This is a genomic window from Novosphingobium sp. BL-A-41-Hi4B-X5A (assembly GCF_055521705.1).
This window is the reverse complement of record NZ_CM145500.1, coordinates 1402930-1417975: the sequence shown is the minus strand read 5'-3', so window position 1 is coordinate 1417975 and position 15046 is coordinate 1402930. Positions and strand designations below refer to the sequence as shown.

Genomic DNA, 15046 nt, shown 5'->3' with positions numbered 1-15046 from the left:
GTCTTGAGGAAGTTTCATGGTCAAGCCGGAATGGGGCGCCAAGCACAGCTGTCCGAAGTGCGGCACCCGCTTCTACGATCTGGGCAATGCTGACCCGATCACCTGCGTCGAGTGCAAGTACACCTGGACCGCCGAGCCGGTGCTCAAGTCGAAGCAGCCGATTCCGTACGAAGAGATCCAGAAGGAAAAGGCCGACGTCGCGCCTGACGTCGATCTGGCCGACGAGGATCTCGACATCGACGAGGACGGCGATTCGCCGGACAACGACGTTGACCTCGGCGGTGACGATGATCTGGGCGTTGCCGGCCACGACGGCGACGACGACGAAGTTTGATGTTTTCGGGGCCGGTTTTCGGGCCGGCCCCAAAAAATTTCCCGGGACGGTTTTTTCGTCTTGCCAGCCAAGACAACCTCCCTTAGAGGCGCGGCTCCCGGCGAGATACACCGCCGGAGCGGTTCGCCTCCCAGGGCGAACCTGATGGGAAATGGGGCCTTAGCTCAGCTGGGAGAGCGCCTGCATGGCATGCAGGAGGTCAGCGGTTCGATCCCGCTAGGCTCCACCATCCCTCCTTCGAAAGGCCGCCTTCGGGCGGCCTTTTGCGTTGGTGCACCAGGCTTTCGAGGCCGGCGATGTGATCAGCCCGTCGCGCCGCGATTGACGAAGATCACAGCCTTGCTAGCGTTCAATCAACTAAAGGGCCGCACAAGCTACATTGTTGGAAAGACTTGTCATGCGTCGCGCCCCCACGCCTTTCGCCACCTCCTGCCGCATCGCGGCAACTTTCGCCGCCATTGCTCTGGTGGCAAGCCAGGCTTCGGCGCAGTTCGGGGGTTTCAGCATCCCGTCCATCCCGCGCAGTTCGTCGTCATCGCAGAAAAGCACGGACGGCTGCCCCAAGGGCAAGAGCAAGAGTGCCGGGTCGTCTGTCCTTGGGGGATTGCTCGGGCAGGGCATTGGCCGTGCAGCCAGTTCGGCTGGCATTGGCAGCTATTTTCCCTCCGCCGAGTTTGCGGACACCCTCACCAATGCGATCGCCTGCCGCCTCGATCCCGAGGAGCAGAAGCAGGCTGCCGAGGCAACGGTGGAAGCGACACGTGGCGAAGAGGTGGGCAGCAGCTCGTCATGGACGTCGAACACGCGCGAGAACGTCTCTGGCACTTCGACAATCACCGCGCGTAATGACGAGGTAGCTTCGAACGGAGCGGTTGGACGCCAGTGCATCACCGTGACCGACGTCATCATCGTCAACGGTGAGGAGACCACCGCGAACAAGCGCATGTGTCGCGCGCCGGGCTCGGCACGTTACTCGCTGGCGGCCTGATGCGGCTGGTTCTCCCGTTTCTTGCCTTGCTGCTGGGCACCGGGGCCGCAAAACCGGTCGCAATGGACCCACGGAACCCGACATGCCCTGAAAAGCCGGATTGGGGCGTTGCCAAGGCGATGACGCTGACCCCCGTCGACAAGGGCGGCAAGCGGGTGCTGATCGCCGATGGCATCATCGATTCGCGCCTGCCTGAACGGCTGAAGGCGGCAATCGATGCGGACGAGCGGATCGAGGAGGTCTGGCTGAAATCGCGCGGGGGGGATGCTGCGGCCGGAAATCGTGCGGGGAAGGTGATTCGGTCCTACCCCGGCATGGTCACCCGCATTCCTGCGGGGTGGACCTGTTTTTCTGCCTGCAATTTCGTGTTCATGGGGGGCGATCGCCGCTTTGTGGAGCCCGGCGGCATGTTCATGGTCCACATGTTTACGCACACCGGCGACCGCGACGTGATCGAGATATCGGTCGACGAAGGCACCGAGGAGACGACGCGGCTGATCGGAGAGATCGAGCAGGCGAGTGCGCTTCTCGCCAGCGAGGACAACGATTTCCTGATCCGCATGGGTATCAGCCGCAAGCTGCTGACCGAGGTGATGTACAAACAGCAGGCAGTGGCGACCAAGGAGAACCCTTCGACGCGCTATTGCCTGAGCCAGGAAGAGGTGCGGAAGTACAACGTCGTCCCGGTGGAGCGGCCTGCGGGGTGAGGGTGCGACACCGCGCTTAGGGATGAAGCGCGGCGTCGCTCACCTTCACTTCTTCAGCCCGATCTCGCGCAGGCGTTCCTGCAGGTAGTCATCAGCGGTGATCGAGACCGGGTAACGGTCGGGGTTCTGCGGCGTGATGCACTGGTCCAGCGTCTTGAACGGGAAGTCGCTGCGCAGGTGCAGGAAGAAGGGCATGGAATAGCGACTGTGGCGGGCGCGCTCGCCTTCGGGGTTGCGCACGCGGTGCGTGGTCGAGGGCAGGACGTGGTTGGTCAGGCGCTGCAGCATGTCACCGATGTTGACGACCAGCGCGCCTTCGGGTGGCGAGACGCCGATCCATTCGCCCTGCTTGGTCAGCAGTTCGAGACCCGCTTCCTCGGCGCCCAGCAGCAGCGTGATCAGGTTGATATCCTCGTGCGCGCCGGCGCGAATTGCACCGGGCTCCGCATCGGCAGGCAGCGGCGGATAGTGCAGCAGGCGCATGACCGAGTTGCCATCCTCGATCGCCGGATCGAACCAGTGCTCATCGAGTCCCAGCCACACCGCGATGCGCGAGAGAATGCGCGCGCCGACGCGGTCGAATTCGGCATAGAGCGCTTCGAAAGTCTCGCGGAAGCCAGCGGGGCGGGTTGGCCAGATGTTTGGGAACATCGACATCGCAGCGAGTGGATGGTCCGCCGGCAGATCGCGACCGACGTGCCAGAATTCCTTGAGGTCGTGGCGCTTGGCGCCCTTGGCGATCTCGGTGCCGAACGGTGTGTAGCCGCGTGCGCCGCCGAGTCCATCGATGTGGTAGCTGCGCTTTTCATCCTCGGGCAGGGCAAAGAATTCGGCAGTGAGCGCCCAGGCGCGTGCGATCAGGTCGGCATCGATACCGTGGTCACGCACCATGGCAAAGCCGAAGCTCTGAAAGGATTCGCCGAGGTCACGGGAAAGCGTTGCGGGCTCGCTCTTGAGCGAGATCACCGGCAGGGTTTGCAGGGGCATGGTGTTCCAGTTCGGAAAATTGTCGCTATGGAAACCGCCTGTAACGGGATTCGCGTGGGGTTTCATGACCAAAATCAACATTGCCGACACCGCTGGCCGCAACTTGTGGCTGATGAAGTCCGAACCGGACGTCTACGGCTGGGATGACCTTATCGCCGAGGGCGAGGGGACATGGGACGGCGTGCGCAATCACCTGGCTGCGCGCAACCTGCGCACGATGCAGGCGGGTGATCTGGCGTTCTTCTATCATTCCAACATTGGCGTTGAAGTGGTCGGCGTGATCGTGATCAGCGAAGGTGGGCTGACCGATCCGACCGACCCTGAAGGCAAGTGGGCGGCGGTCAAGGTCAAGCCTGTCGAGAAGCTGCCGCAAACGGTCACCCTCAAGCAGATCAAGGCGACGCCGGAGCTCCAGGAGATGGATCTGATCCGTCTTTCGCGACTGTCCGTGGGCTCGGTGCGGCCGGACGAATGGAACCTTATCCTGCGCATGGCAGGAGCGGTTTGAGCCGGAACCGAGGGGGATTCGGCGCGTATTGATCTCCGTGGGAGCGATGAAACGTCGCTGAAGATTCAAGGAGATCCAAGATGGGTGAACTGACCGATCGGGCCAAGGGCCTCGCCAACGAAGCCATTGGTAACACCAAGCAGGCAGCGGGCAAGGCGACCGACAATGCCCGCCTTCATGGCGAAGGCGTCGCGCAGGAGCGCAAGGGTGAGGCGCAGCAGGCGGCCGGCAAGGTCAAGGGTGCGCTTGGCGACGACATCTGATCTGTTGCCAGAACAGTTTTGATCGGCAGGCCGGTCACCGGAGGCCGTCCCTGATGGGGCGGCCTCTTTCTTTTTGCGCCAGACTGTCCCGAACAGGCACGCCCGCAAAAAGCGCGAGATGGCGGGATACCGAAAGGTGAATAAAGCGTTAAGGTTCGGTCATGACCATGTCGCCCAGCACCGCCTACGGCACCGCACGCCACCCGTTCCGCGCCCAACTGCCCCGCCATGCCTTGCGCGAACTGCCACGCCATGAACCGGAAGTGCTGGCGGCGATGAAGCGGGCGGAGGCTCTGCTGCGCGAAACAGATATACGGTCGGAGCCGGTCAATCTGCGGCACATATCCATGCAGGACTTGCGCGACTTCCTGATCGCCTACTGTGCCTGCTTCCTGGCAGTCATGGTGTTTATCGCCTGATCAGGCTGCCTTGGCGGCTCGTTCCGCGCGGTATAGCAGGTAGCCCAGCCAAGCCGAGACGACGCACATCGCGGCGCCAAGCAGCAACTGATCGACAATGGCAACCCCTGCTGCGCTGAGGCCCACCGCGAGCAGCGAGCCTACCACCATGGCCCCGGAATTAACGATGTTGTTGGCAGCGATCGTGCGGGCTGTTTCCGACTTGTCGACCACGGTCGTCAGGAAAGCGTAGAGCGGTACGACGAACATCCCGCCCGCCACGGCGATGCCGAGCAGGCATAGCAGCAGAGGGATGGCGAGGGGTTGGGCGATGAAAGTCGACACGTCCATCAGCGGCATGCCGGGATGCGCGGGCCAATAATCACATACCTGATGGAAGGCGGCGATGAACAGGCCCATCACGATCACCGACGCGGGCGAATAGCGCGCCGAGACGGTCCCCTTGAGCAGCGCGTTGATCGACATCGAACCGATGGCAATGCCGATCGAGAACATCACCAGAAAGAGGCTTGCCACCTCCTTGCTGGCAGAAAGCACGTTCTTGGCAAGGGGCGGGAACTGGATGAACAGCACGGTGCCGACGGTCCAGAAGAAGCTGATCGCCACGATCGCCATGAACACTTGTCGGTGTCGCGTCGTGTTACGGATCAGTCTCCACGATGACGTGAAGACGTTGAAATCGATCTTCTGTGCCTCGATCATCGGCGGGGCAGGGGGGACCTGCCGACCGGAGAAGTATCCAATCAATGCAGTGACGACCACGCCGCCTGCCGCCACTTCGACGGGGATCCAGCCCGCCAGAATCGTGCCGGCAAGGATCGCGATATAGGTGCCGGCTTCGACCAGTCCGGTGCCCGCCAGCACTTCGCCGTCGTGCAGATGCTGCGGCAGGATGGCGTACTTGATCGGGCCGAAGAAGGTGGAGTGCACGCCCATCGCCAGCAGGGCTGCAAGCATCAGAGGAATGGCGATCTGTTCGACTTCGACGCCCATCCACGCGAGTACCAGGCCGGTTCCGCCAACAAGCATGATGGCGATTTCGCAGGCCTTGACGATCCGGATGATCTTCGCCTTGTCGCGCATGTCGGCAAGTTGACCTGCCAAGGCAGAAAGCATGAAGAACGGCAGGATGAACAGGCCAGAAGCGATGGCCGAGAAACGCGCTTCGGCGGCTTCCGAATTGTAGACGCTGTACACCACGTACAGGACCATCGCGTTCTTGTAGAGATTGTCGTTGAAAGCCCCCAGCAACTGGGTGACGAACAGCGGCAGGAAGCGGCGCGTGCGCACCAGATGCGTCGATGTTGTCATGAACCCTTTGCCGACATCTCTTCTTGAGCGCACCCTTAGCCCGGTGAGGATTGCGGGCAAGAGGTTTTGCGGTGGCTGCCCTAAGCGGTGAATGTTGCGATTCCGTTTGGCGCCAATGCAGGCTATGCCTGTCGTCGATGCTGACGTTGCCCAACCTGCTCACCCTGTCCCGGATCGTGACCGTGCCTTTGCTGGCGGCCTTGCTGTGGTGGCCTGAGTGGCGCCTTGGCTACGGTCTTGCATTCGGCGTCTATTGCCTGATGGGGATCACCGACTATTTCGACGGCTATCTTGCCCGCGCCCAAGGGGCCGTAAGCAAGCTTGGCGTATTCCTCGATCCGATTGCCGACAAGATCATGGTGGCGGCGGTGATCCTTGTGCTGACGGCGCAAGGCGTGCTGCGCGGGCCCTACGTTGGCGACATGCACGTGATCGCCGGACTGGTGATCCTGCTGCGCGAGATTGCGGTGTCCGGTTTGCGCGAGTTTCTCGGGGGGCTGCGGGTCTCGGTGCCGGTCAGCCGCCTCGCCAAATGGAAGACGACGTTCCAGATGGTCTCGCTTGGCGCGCTGATCCTCGGGCAGGCCCTGCCGGAATGGCTCATGACGGCAGGAAGCCTGACGGTGAACGTGCCGCATACCGTCGGCCTCACCACGCTGTGGGGCGCTGCAGTGCTGACCGTAGTCACGGGGTGGGACTACCTGCGCGTCGGCCTCAAGCACATGGATTGAGCCGCTTGCGGTTCGCGATGACGACAGTTAAATGAGCGCCACTGGATGTCCGGGGCGATGCAACCTCCCGGTCAGGCGTTCTGCCATGGCAGAAGCCCAAGCGTTGCCTGTACGGCCCGCTTTGCGGGCCGCAGGTGAATGGGCCGCTCATGAGTGAACGTGCAGATCTGTTGAATACACTCGATTTCTCCGAGCTGGTGCGCGTGGGCGCGCGGATCGGCTGCCTCAGTTTCGGCGGTCCGGCCGGGCAGATCGCCCTGATGCATCGCGAACTGGTGGACGAACGCCGCTGGGTAAGCGAGGACCAGTTCCTTCACGCGCTGAATTTCTGCCATCTTCTACCAGGCCCGGAAGCGCAGCAGCTGGCCACGTGGATTGGCTGGAAACTGCACGGCACTCGCGGCGGGCTGGCCATGGGACTGCTCTTCGTCCTGCCGGGGGCCGTAGTGATTCTCGCGCTGTCGATGCTCTATGCGGCCGCTGCGGGTCTGGGCTGGTTCTCCGCCCTGTTTCTCGGCATCAAGGCCGCCGTCCTGGCGATTGTCGTGCAGGCGCTTTTGCGCATTGCCGGGCGCGCGCTTGGCACGCCGACCAAGAAGATCATTGCGATGGCGGCCTTCATTGGGTTGGCAGCATTCGCCGTGCCGTTCCCTGTGGTCGTTCTGGGAGCAGGATTGTTCGGGATGGTGCTTGCAAAGCGCCGGCCGGATTTGCTCGGGGTCAAGGCCAGCGCGCCGGTCGAGCCCAGCGGTCCGCGCCCTTGGGGCGCAACGATGCGCACTATTGCCGTGGGCGGGATGATCTGGGCACTGCCCTTGGCTCTGGTGCTGACAACTTTGGGTGCCGACCACGTGCTGTGGAAGATCGGCGTGTTCTTCTCCCAACTGGCAGTCGTTACCTTCGGCGGGGCCTATGCCGTGCTTTCCTATATGGCGCAGCAGGCGGTCGACGGGTTTGGCTGGCTGCGGCCCGGCGAAATGGCCGATGGGCTGGGCCTTGCCGAGACAACGCCGGGGCCCCTCATCATGGTCACTCAGTTCGTGGGCTACCTTGCCGCGTTCCGCTCGCCGGAGCCATTCGGCCCCTACCTTGCCGGATTTCTGGGGGCCGTGCTGACTACGTGGGTCACATTCGTGCCGTGCTTCATGTGGATTTTCGCTTTCAGCCCATGGCTGGATCGGCTGGAGAACGCGCCGCGTCTGAAGGGCGGGCTGGCGGCGATCACTGCGGCGGTGGTGGGCGTGATTGCGAACCTCACGCTGTGGTTCGTCCTGCACGTGCTGTTTGCACGCATTGCGCCGATCAGCGCAGGGCCTATCACGCTGGACTTGCCTGACATCGCCTCCCTTGACTGGAAAGCGCTGGTGATCACGGTTGCAAGCGCGGTGATGATCTTCCGTCTGCGCATGGGCATCATCACTACGCTAGGCGTCTGTGCGCTGGCGGGGCTCGTGCTGGCGGGGGTCTAGGCGGCGTGGACAAATTCCACAGCGCCACGGCTGGAGGCAAAAACCGCCAGTTCAAGGAGGCGAGGAAGCGCAATATCGGGAATATTGTGCGACGAGCCGGCGCCGAAATGGCGGTTTTTGGTCCAGCCCCGCAGGGGTTGCCCTGTAAAAGGCCTTGGCAGCGTTGCTCGGCCTTGAAAGAGACCCACTCTTCCTGCGTCCTCGCGCCTCGCCAAGGCCTTTTACAGGGCAACCGTGGCGTTGTGGAATTTGTCCACGCCGCCTAGGAGATCAATTGGTCCGGAGTTCCTGCGCCAGCATCCTGAACTCCTCCGCGCGCGGGCTGTTGCGGCGCCAGACGAGGGCGATATCGCGCCAGGCGTGGTCAGCCTTCAGCGGGCGGGCGACGATCTGGGTATCGTGCAGGATGCCAGCGTCGATTGCCATCTGTGGCAGCATGGTGAGGCCGAGGCCATTGTCGACCATCTGCACCAGCGTGTGCAGCGATGTGCCGATCATCGTGGCGCTGGCGCGCATTTCGGGGCGGTTGCAGGCGGCCAGGGCATGCTCTTTCAGGCAGTGGCCGTCTTCGAGCAGGAGCAGGCGGTTTTCGTCGATCAGGTCTGCGGTGATCGTTGCCGGAGGATCGCGCGGATCGTCCTTCGGGAAGGCGACAAGCAGCTCGTCCTTGAACAGGAACTCGCTTTCCACTTCGCCGGTGGCATAGGGGAGGGCAAGCAGCACACAGTCGGCCCGGCCATGGTGGAGCGATTCGATCGCTGCGGCGCTCGGCTCCTCGCGCAGGAACAGCTTGAGCTGAGGGCGCTCCTTGCGCAGGCGCGGCAGGATGCGCGGCAGCAGGAACGGCGCGATCGTCGGGATTACGCTCATGCGCAATTCACCCGCCAGCGGGGCGCCGTGGCTCTGCACCAGTTCGGAAAGCTCCTCGGCCTCGCGCAGCAGTCGATGTGCCTTGGCGACCACCTGATTGCCCAGCGGCGTGAAGCGCACGACGCGGCGGGTGCGTTCGACCAGCACGACGCCCAGCAGCGATTCCAGTTCGCGCAGGCCGGCTGACAGCGTCGATTGCGATACGAAGCACGAATCCGCCGCACGCCCGAAATGCCCATGCTCGTGCAGGGCCACTAGGTATTGCAACTGCTTGAGCGTGGGCAGGTATGTGCTCATCTTGACCTATTCATCCACGTGGACGACGACTTCGGGCTGCTCCGACGTGCCGCCGATGTCGTCGATATGCGCCATCTTGAGCCGGCCGTTGACCACGGCGAATGCCAGCTTGCCTTCTACAAGTTCAAGCGCGTCGCGGCCGAACTGTTCGAAGCGCCAGCCTTCGAGGATCGGGAGGTTCTTGCGCTGACCGGCTGCCAGCAGTTCGAGATCGTCCGTCCGCGCGAGAAGGCGCGCCGCGATGTCGATCTCGCGGCTGCGGATCTTGAGCAGGAGCTTGAGCAGATCGGCGACCAGCGCGCCTTCCTTGCCGAGCGGCGCACCGCGCGGTGCCTTGGGCGGCATCTCGGCATCGGTCAGCGGCCTGGCGTCAGCCAGCGTCTGCATCAGGCGGCGGCCGATGTCGTTATCCTTCCATCCCGTCGACAGCCCGCGCACCTTGGCAAGGTCCTGCTGCTCCTTGGGCGGGTGGCTGGCGATATCGGCCAGCGTTTCATCGCGCATGATCCGCCCACGCGGGATGTTCTTGTCCATCGCCTCACGCTCGCGCCAGGCAGCAAGCGCCTTGAGGCGGCCGAGCACGCCGGGATTGCGGCTGGGCGCGCGGATCTTCTGCCAGACGGTGTCCATGTCGGTCCGGTAATTTTCCGGATCGGCGAGCTTCTCCATCTCGATGTCGAGCCATTCGCCACGGCCCGTCTTGATCAGACGCTTGAGCAGCTTGGGGAAGATCTTCGACAGGTGGGTAACGTCGCCGATGGCGTATTCGATCTGGCGTTCGGTCAGCGGGCGACGCGACCAATCGGTAAAGCGCGCGCCCTTGTCGATAGAGAAGCCGAGCCACGATTCGACGAGGTTGGAGTAGCCGATCTGTTCGGACTGGCTGACCGCCATCATCGCGATCTGGGTATCGAAGATCGGGTGAGGGGTCTTGCCGGTGAGGTTGTAGATGATCTCCACGTCCTGCCCGCCAGCGTGGAAGACCTTGAGCACGTCCTCGTTCTCGCACATCAGGTCGAGCAGGGGGGACAGGTCGATGCCTGGGGCCAGCGGATCGATCGCCGCCGCTTCCTTGTCATCGGCGATCTGCACCAGGCACAGTTCCGGCCAATAGGTGTTCTCGCGCATGAACTCGGTGTCGACCGTGATGAAATCGGCCTTTGCCAGACGCTCGCACAAGTCGGCCAGAGCGTCGGTCGTCGTGATCAGGGGATGTATCTTCATCGGTCTTTTCTGTATGGCGCGCCGATAAGGGCGACCAGGTGGTGCTCCCTGCCGGGGGCTTCGGCTGGCCCGCCCTCCTTCGTCGGCCTAGTCGGCGTTGGTAGGGGCGTGGCTTGACAAAAGCGCGGCCATCGCCTGTTAGCCGCCCATTCCCCCTGCCCGATTGCAGACCGATTGGAAAGAGTTTCGATGCACCTTTACCGTTCCCATACCTGCGGCGCCCTTAAGCGCGGTGATGTCGGGCAGACCGTCCGCCTTTCGGGCTGGGTACACCGCAAGCGCGATCATGGCGGCGTGCTGTTCGTCGACCTGCGCGATCATTACGGTATGACCCAGATCGTCGCGGACGCCGACAGCCCGGCGCTGCCGATCTTGGAAGCGCTGCGTGTGGAATCGGTCGTGACGATCGACGGCGAAGTCAAGGCGCGCTCGGAAGGCACGGTCAATGCCAACCTCCCGACCGGCGAGATCGAAGTTTTCGCGCGCGGCGCAACCGTGCTGTCGGCTGCCGAGGAGCTGCCGATGCCGGTGGCAGGTGAGCAGGAATATCCGGAAGACATCCGCCTGCGCTATCGCTTCCTCGACCTGCGCCGCGAGACGCTGCACGCCAACATCATAACCCGCACCAAGGTCATTTCTGACATGCGTCGCCGGATGGAAGGCGCAGGGTTCACCGAATATTCGACGCCGATCCTCACCGCGTCCTCGCCCGAAGGCGCGCGCGACTTCCTCGTGCCGAGCCGCATCCACCCGGGCAAGTTCTATGCGCTGCCGCAGGCACCGCAGCAGTACAAGCAGCTGCTGATGGTTGCGGGCTTCGACCGTTACTTCCAGATCGCCCCCTGCTTCCGCGACGAGGACCCGCGTGCCGACCGTCTGCCGGGCGAGTTCTACCAGCTCGACCTCGAGATGAGCTTTGTCACCCAGGAAGAAGTCTGGGAGACGATGGAGCCGGTCATCGGCGGCGTGTTCGAAGCCTTTGCGGGCGGTCGTTCGGTCACTCCGACCGGCAGCTTCCCGCGCATTCCCTATGCCGAAGCGATGCTCAAGTACGGTTCGGACAAGCCGGACCTGCGTAACCCGATCATCATCTCGGATGTCTCGGAGGAGTTCACCCAGTCGGGCTTCGGTCTGTTCGAGAAGATCGTCGGCACCGGCGGCGTCGTGCGCCTGATCCCGGCGCCGGGCACCGCGGACAAGAGCCGCAAGTTCTTCGACGACATGAATGACTGGGCGCGCAGCGAAGGCCATGCAGGGCTTGGCTACGTCACCCGCAAGGGCGGCGAATTCGGCGGCCCGATTGCCAAGAACCACGGGGCCGACAAGATGGCCGCGCTGTTCGATAGGCTCGGTCTCGGCCCGGATGACGGCTGCTTCTTCGCCGCTGGCAAGGAGAGCCAGGCCGCCAAGCTTGCAGGCGCTGCCCGCACCCGCGTCGCCGACCAGCTTGGCCTGATCGACAAGGACCGCTTCGAGCTGTGCTGGATCGTGGACTTCCCGTTCTATGAGTGGGACGAGGAAAACAAGAAGGTCGAGTTCAGCCACAACCCGTTCTCGATGCCACAGGGCGGAATCGAGGCGCTGAACACGCAGGATCCACTGACGATCAACGCCTTCCAGTACGACCTCGTTTGCAACGGCTTCGAGATCGCCTCAGGCTCGATCCGCAACCAGTCGCCCGAAACGATGGTCAAGGCATTCGAGATCGTTGGGCTTTCGAAGGCGGACGTCGAAGAGCGTTTTGGCGGCCTCTACCGCGCCTTCCAGTATGGCGCGCCGCCGCACGGTGGGATGGCCGCAGGCGTCGATCGCATTGTCATGCTGATCTGCGGAGCGCAGAACCTGCGCGAAATCACGCTGTTCCCGATGAACCAGCGTGCCGAGGATCTGCTGATGGGCGCACCCTCTCCGGCCGCACTCAAGCAGCTGCGCGAGCTCAACATCCGCGTCGTCGAGCAGACAAAAGGCTGAGACGGACAGGGCGTGCGCTGAGGTGATCCACAGCGCGCCTCTTGCCAGCGCCCTTTGCGTTGATTAGGGCGAAGACCGAAACAGATAACCAACCGCTTTCCTTCGAAGGGGCATTTCATGAGCGATACCGCCGACCGCGTTAAGAAGATCGTTGTCGAGCACCTCGGCGTCGAGGCTGACAAGGTCACCGAAGAAGCCAGCTTCATCGACGATCTGGGCGCTGACTCGCTCGACATCGTTGAGCTGGTGATGGCGTTCGAAGAAGAATTCGGCGTCGAGATCCCCGACGATGCGGCCGAGAAGATCTCGACCGTTTCGGACGCGATCAAGTACATCGACGAAAACAAGGGCTGATCGCCCCTTTCCCCTATTGCCCTGAGCGTGTCGAAGGGCTGCCAAGGCACTCGATGTCGGGCAGGGGAGGACTTCGGCAGGCTCAGCCCTAATTCAGGGGCTGGGCCTGTTTGCTTATTTTCCGGAGAATTCAATGCGTCGTGTCGTCGTAACCGGACTTGGCCTCGTCACCCCGCTGGGCGCGGACGTGGAAACCGTGTGGAAGAACCTGCTTGCCGGCAAGAGCGGGGCAGGGCTCATCACCAAGTTCGACACCAGCGACCAGAAGTGCAAGATCGCCTGCGAAGTGAAGCCGGCTGACCACGAGTACGGCTTCGATGCCGGCAAGCGCGTCGATCACAAGATCCAGCGCCAGGTCGATCCCTTCATCGTCTTCGGCATCGATGCGGCCGGTCAGGCGCTGGAAGACGCCGGTCTCGCCGACATGGACGACGATCTCAAGATGCGCACCGGTTGCTCGATCGGCTCTGGCATCGGCGGCCTTCCCGGCATCGAGAGCGAATCGATTGTCCTGCACGAGAAGGGGCCGGGCCGTGTTTCTCCGCACTTCGTCCACGGCCGCCTGATCAACCTGATCTCCGGCCAGGTCTCGATCAAGTACGGCCTGATGGGACCGAACCATGCTGTTGTCACGGCTTGCTCGACTGGCGCCCACTCGATCGGCGATGCCGCGCGCATGATCAAGGATGGCGATGCCGACGTGATGCTGGCAGGCGGTGCGGAAAGCACGATCAACCCGCTCGGCGTTGCCGGCTTTGCCCAGGCCCGCGCGCTCAACTGCAGCTACAACGACCGCCCGGAAGAGGCGAGCCGTCCTTATGACAAGGACCGCGACGGCTTCGTGATGGGCGAAGGCGCCGGCGTCGTCGTGCTTGAAGAATATGAGCACGCCAAGGCGCGCGGTGCAAAGATCTACGCCGAAGTCGTCGGTTACGGTCTGTCGGGCGATGCCTATCACGTCACTGCGCCGCACCCGGAAGGGAAGGGCGCCGAACTCGCCATGCGCATGGCTATGCGCAAGGCGGGCATGGAGCCGGGCGACATCGACTATGTCAACGCCCACGGCACCTCGACAATGGCCGACACCATCGAACTCGCCGCAGTCAAGCGCGTGCTGGGTGACGACCTCGCGGGTGCTTCGATGAGCAGCACCAAGTCGGCCATCGGCCACCTGCTCGGTGGCGCCGGCGCGGTCGAGACGATCTTCTGCATCCTTGCGATTCGCGACCAGATCGTTCCGCCTACGCTCAACCTGCACAATCCTGACGAAGGCACAGAGGGTGTTGACCTCGTGCCGCTCAAGGCCCGCCAGCGCAAGGTCCGCGCGGCGTTGAACAACTCGTTCGGCTTTGGCGGCACCAATGCCAGCGTGATCGTCAAGGCGATCGAAGACTAAGGACGCAAGCGATGGCCCGCCGTCGTCGATCAAGGCTGCCGCTGTTTGCGGCAGCCTTCGTCCTTCTGGCCGCTGCGGCGTGGCTGGTCAGTGGCTGGTATGCGTCCGGCCCGCTCGAGAAGCAGCTCGAATTCGATGTCGGCGAAGGCGAGGGACTGAGCCTGCTGGCCGATGATCTGCAGGCACAAGGCGCGATCGGTTCGGCCATGCTGTTCAAGCTGCGGGCAAAGCTGCTCGGCGGCGGCACTGAGATCAAGGCGGGTTCTTTTCTGATCCCCAAGCGGGCCAGCGAAGCGACGGTTCTCGAAATCCTCAAGGGTGACAAGGTCATCCGCCGCCTGATCACCATTCCAGAAGGCATGCCGTCGATCCTCGTGGCAGAGCGCCTGTCAGCCAACAAGGACCTGACCGGCGAGATTTCGGCTCCCGAGGAAGGCTCGGTCCTGCCGGACAGCTACGATTGGCAAAAGGGCGAACCACGCGCCGCAGTGCTCAAGCGGATGCAAGCAGCAATGGACAAGACGCTGGCCGAGCTTTGGGCCAAGCGCACTGCACGGACTGTCGCCAAGACGCCGCAGGAAGCCCTGATCCTCGCCTCGATCGTCGAGAAGGAAACCGGCAAGCCTGAAGAGCGTCGCATGGTTGCCGGGCTCTACTCCAACCGTTTGCGCAAGGGCATGTTGCTGCAGGCCGATCCGACGATCATCTACCCGATCACGAAGGGCAAGCCGCTCGGCCGGCGTATTCGCCAATCCGAAATCCAGGCGGTGAACGGGTACAACACCTACACGATGGTAGGCCTGCCAAAGGGACCGATCACCAATCCTGGACGCGATTCGATCGCTGCGGTGCTGGATCCTGCCGAAACGGATGCTTTATTCATGGTTGCCGATGGGACCGGCGGTCACGTCTTTGCGGACACCTTGCAACAGCATAATGCCAATGTTGCCAAATGGTTCGCCCTGCGGAAGGCACGCGGCGACCTGTGATACCGCGCCATTCCGGCAGGATTTGCGTTAGTCATGGGTTCTTCCATTCTTAAGTGACATCGCTTAGGTGTACACACCGGAGGCACGGGAGGAGCTTGCTTCTCCAGTATCCAGGGAACATTCCGGCTGTGCCGGGCAGCGGGCGCATGCCGCCGTTTCGACTTTGCCGAATGTTCCCACTTCTCCAATCCACTTGAAATAACTGTGAATGTTGCTCAGGCAGACGAC

16 protein-coding genes and 1 tRNA gene are annotated in these 15046 nt (G+C 62.9%); 13 read left to right on the top strand and 4 right to left on the bottom strand.

All coding sequences use genetic code 11. The features are described 5' to 3' along the window. Positions 1–16: 16 nt before the first annotated feature. The 4 genes from ACZ1JY_RS06560 (at position 17) to ACZ1JY_RS06545 (ending at position 2029) form a co-directional block, all read left to right on the top strand. Positions 17–334 (top strand): TIGR02300 family protein, encoded by a 318-nt coding sequence (locus ACZ1JY_RS06560; protein ID WP_118073317.1) that lies wholly within the window; start codon positions 17–19, stop codon positions 332–334. A 153-nt stretch (positions 335–487) separates the two neighbouring features. Further along, positions 488–563: transfer RNA gene (locus ACZ1JY_RS06555), tRNA-Ala, on the top strand. 168 nt (positions 564–731) lie between these two features. Beyond that, positions 732–1322, top strand: coding sequence for a hypothetical protein (locus ACZ1JY_RS06550; RefSeq protein WP_465130743.1), 591 nt, complete (start codon positions 732–734; stop codon positions 1320–1322). A 62-nt stretch (positions 1323–1384) separates the two neighbouring features. Beyond that, positions 1385–2029 (top strand): COG3904 family protein, encoded by a 645-nt coding sequence (locus tag ACZ1JY_RS06545; protein ID WP_465130742.1) that lies wholly within the window; start codon positions 1385–1387, stop codon positions 2027–2029. Positions 2030–2074: 45 nt separating this feature from the next. Here the strand turns inward: ACZ1JY_RS06545 and ACZ1JY_RS06540 are convergent, their stop codons facing one another. Further along, complete coding sequence (locus ACZ1JY_RS06540) at positions 2075–3016, bottom strand: isopenicillin N synthase family dioxygenase (protein WP_118073319.1); 942 nt, start codon at positions 3014–3016, stop codon at positions 2075–2077. Positions 3017–3080: 64 nt separating this feature from the next. Between ACZ1JY_RS06540 and ACZ1JY_RS06535 the strand changes: the two genes are divergently transcribed. From ACZ1JY_RS06535 to ACZ1JY_RS06525, 3 genes are all read left to right on the top strand, one after another. Continuing rightward, entirely contained in the window at positions 3081–3524 is a 444-nt protein-coding gene (locus tag ACZ1JY_RS06535; protein ID WP_118073320.1) for an EVE domain-containing protein, read from the top strand. An 80-nt stretch (positions 3525–3604) separates the two neighbouring features. Continuing rightward, the gene (locus ACZ1JY_RS06530) at positions 3605–3787 is read left to right on the top strand and encodes a CsbD family protein (protein WP_118073321.1); all 183 of its coding nucleotides are present in this window, start codon (positions 3605–3607) and stop codon (positions 3785–3787) included. A 161-nt stretch (positions 3788–3948) separates the two neighbouring features. Further along, positions 3949–4206 carry a hypothetical protein gene (locus ACZ1JY_RS06525; RefSeq protein WP_168903624.1) on the top strand — a complete coding sequence of 86 codons (258 nt, stop codon included), beginning with the start codon at positions 3949–3951 and terminating at the stop codon, positions 4204–4206. Here the strand turns inward: ACZ1JY_RS06525 and ACZ1JY_RS06520 are convergent, their stop codons facing one another. Then, positions 4207–5517: an MFS transporter gene (locus tag ACZ1JY_RS06520; RefSeq protein WP_465130741.1), complete on the bottom strand. Its 1311-nt coding sequence runs from the start codon at positions 5515–5517 to the stop codon at positions 4207–4209. It abuts the gene before it with no gap. A gap of 137 nt (positions 5518–5654) precedes the next feature. On the opposite strand from ACZ1JY_RS06520, the gene pgsA reads away from it, so the two are divergent. Both pgsA and chrA read left to right on the top strand, forming a co-directional pair. Beyond that, entirely contained in the window at positions 5655–6248 is a 594-nt protein-coding gene (gene pgsA, locus ACZ1JY_RS06515; protein ID WP_118073323.1) for a CDP-diacylglycerol--glycerol-3-phosphate 3-phosphatidyltransferase, read from the top strand. A 149-nt stretch (positions 6249–6397) separates the two neighbouring features. Continuing rightward, complete coding sequence (gene chrA, locus ACZ1JY_RS06510) at positions 6398–7717, top strand: chromate efflux transporter (RefSeq protein ID WP_465130740.1); 1320 nt, start codon at positions 6398–6400, stop codon at positions 7715–7717. A gap of 270 nt (positions 7718–7987) precedes the next feature. Here the strand turns inward: chrA and ACZ1JY_RS06505 are convergent, their stop codons facing one another. Together ACZ1JY_RS06505 and rnd are read right to left on the bottom strand one after the other, a co-directional pair. Then, positions 7988–8884, bottom strand: a complete 897-nt coding sequence (locus ACZ1JY_RS06505; protein ID WP_465130739.1) for a hydrogen peroxide-inducible genes activator — start codon at positions 8882–8884, stop codon at positions 7988–7990. 6 nt (positions 8885–8890) lie between these two features. Further along, positions 8891–10108, bottom strand: a complete 1218-nt coding sequence (gene rnd / locus ACZ1JY_RS06500) for a ribonuclease D (RefSeq protein ID WP_168903627.1) — start codon at positions 10106–10108, stop codon at positions 8891–8893. A gap of 189 nt (positions 10109–10297) precedes the next feature. Here rnd and aspS point away from each other — a divergent pair, with 189 nt between their 5' ends. The 4 genes from aspS to mltG all read left to right on the top strand — a co-directional run bounded on the left by aspS (position 10298) and on the right by mltG (position 14818). Then, positions 10298–12079, top strand: a complete 1782-nt coding sequence (aspS, locus tag ACZ1JY_RS06495; protein ID WP_465130738.1) for an aspartate--tRNA ligase — start codon at positions 10298–10300, stop codon at positions 12077–12079. Between the two features lie 117 nt (positions 12080–12196). Next, positions 12197–12433 (top strand): acyl carrier protein, encoded by a 237-nt coding sequence (locus ACZ1JY_RS06490; RefSeq protein WP_011444997.1) that lies wholly within the window; start codon positions 12197–12199, stop codon positions 12431–12433. Positions 12434–12566: 133 nt separating this feature from the next. Further along, positions 12567–13829, top strand: a complete 1263-nt coding sequence (fabF, locus tag ACZ1JY_RS06485; RefSeq protein WP_118073327.1) for a beta-ketoacyl-ACP synthase II — start codon at positions 12567–12569, stop codon at positions 13827–13829. Positions 13830–13840: 11 nt separating this feature from the next. After that, positions 13841–14818, top strand: coding sequence for an endolytic transglycosylase MltG (mltG, locus tag ACZ1JY_RS06480; protein ID WP_465130737.1), 978 nt, complete (start codon positions 13841–13843; stop codon positions 14816–14818). Positions 14819–15046: the final 228 nt, after the last annotated feature.

Bases quoted from the DNA above. Each gene is read 5' to 3' on its own strand.
- ACZ1JY_RS06560 (WP_118073317.1), top strand. From the start codon at position 17: ATGGTCAAGCCGGAATGGGGCGCCAAGCACAGCTGTCCGAAGTGCGGC.
- ACZ1JY_RS06550 (WP_465130743.1), top strand. From the start codon at position 732: ATGCGTCGCGCCCCCACGCCTTTCGCCACCTCCTGCCGCATCGCGGCA.
- ACZ1JY_RS06545 (WP_465130742.1), top strand. From the start codon at position 1,385: ATGGACCCACGGAACCCGACATGCCCTGAAAAGCCGGATTGGGGCGTT.
- ACZ1JY_RS06540 (WP_118073319.1), bottom strand. From the start codon at position 3,016: ATGCCCCTGCAAACCCTGCCGGTGATCTCGCTCAAGAGCGAGCCCGCA.
- ACZ1JY_RS06535 (WP_118073320.1), top strand. From the start codon at position 3,081: ATGACCAAAATCAACATTGCCGACACCGCTGGCCGCAACTTGTGGCTG.
- ACZ1JY_RS06530 (WP_118073321.1), top strand. From the start codon at position 3,605: ATGGGTGAACTGACCGATCGGGCCAAGGGCCTCGCCAACGAAGCCATT.
- ACZ1JY_RS06525 (WP_168903624.1), top strand. From the start codon at position 3,949: ATGACCATGTCGCCCAGCACCGCCTACGGCACCGCACGCCACCCGTTC.
- ACZ1JY_RS06520 (WP_465130741.1), bottom strand. From the start codon at position 5,517: ATGACAACATCGACGCATCTGGTGCGCACGCGCCGCTTCCTGCCGCTG.
- pgsA (WP_118073323.1), top strand. From the start codon at position 5,655: ATGCTGACGTTGCCCAACCTGCTCACCCTGTCCCGGATCGTGACCGTG.
- chrA (WP_465130740.1), top strand. From the start codon at position 6,398: ATGAGTGAACGTGCAGATCTGTTGAATACACTCGATTTCTCCGAGCTG.
- ACZ1JY_RS06505 (WP_465130739.1), bottom strand. From the start codon at position 8,884: ATGAGCACATACCTGCCCACGCTCAAGCAGTTGCAATACCTAGTGGCC.
- rnd (WP_168903627.1), bottom strand. From the start codon at position 10,108: ATGAAGATACATCCCCTGATCACGACGACCGACGCTCTGGCCGACTTG.
- aspS (WP_465130738.1), top strand. From the start codon at position 10,298: ATGCACCTTTACCGTTCCCATACCTGCGGCGCCCTTAAGCGCGGTGAT.
- ACZ1JY_RS06490 (WP_011444997.1), top strand. From the start codon at position 12,197: ATGAGCGATACCGCCGACCGCGTTAAGAAGATCGTTGTCGAGCACCTC.
- fabF (WP_118073327.1), top strand. From the start codon at position 12,567: ATGCGTCGTGTCGTCGTAACCGGACTTGGCCTCGTCACCCCGCTGGGC.
- mltG (WP_465130737.1), top strand. From the start codon at position 13,841: ATGGCCCGCCGTCGTCGATCAAGGCTGCCGCTGTTTGCGGCAGCCTTC.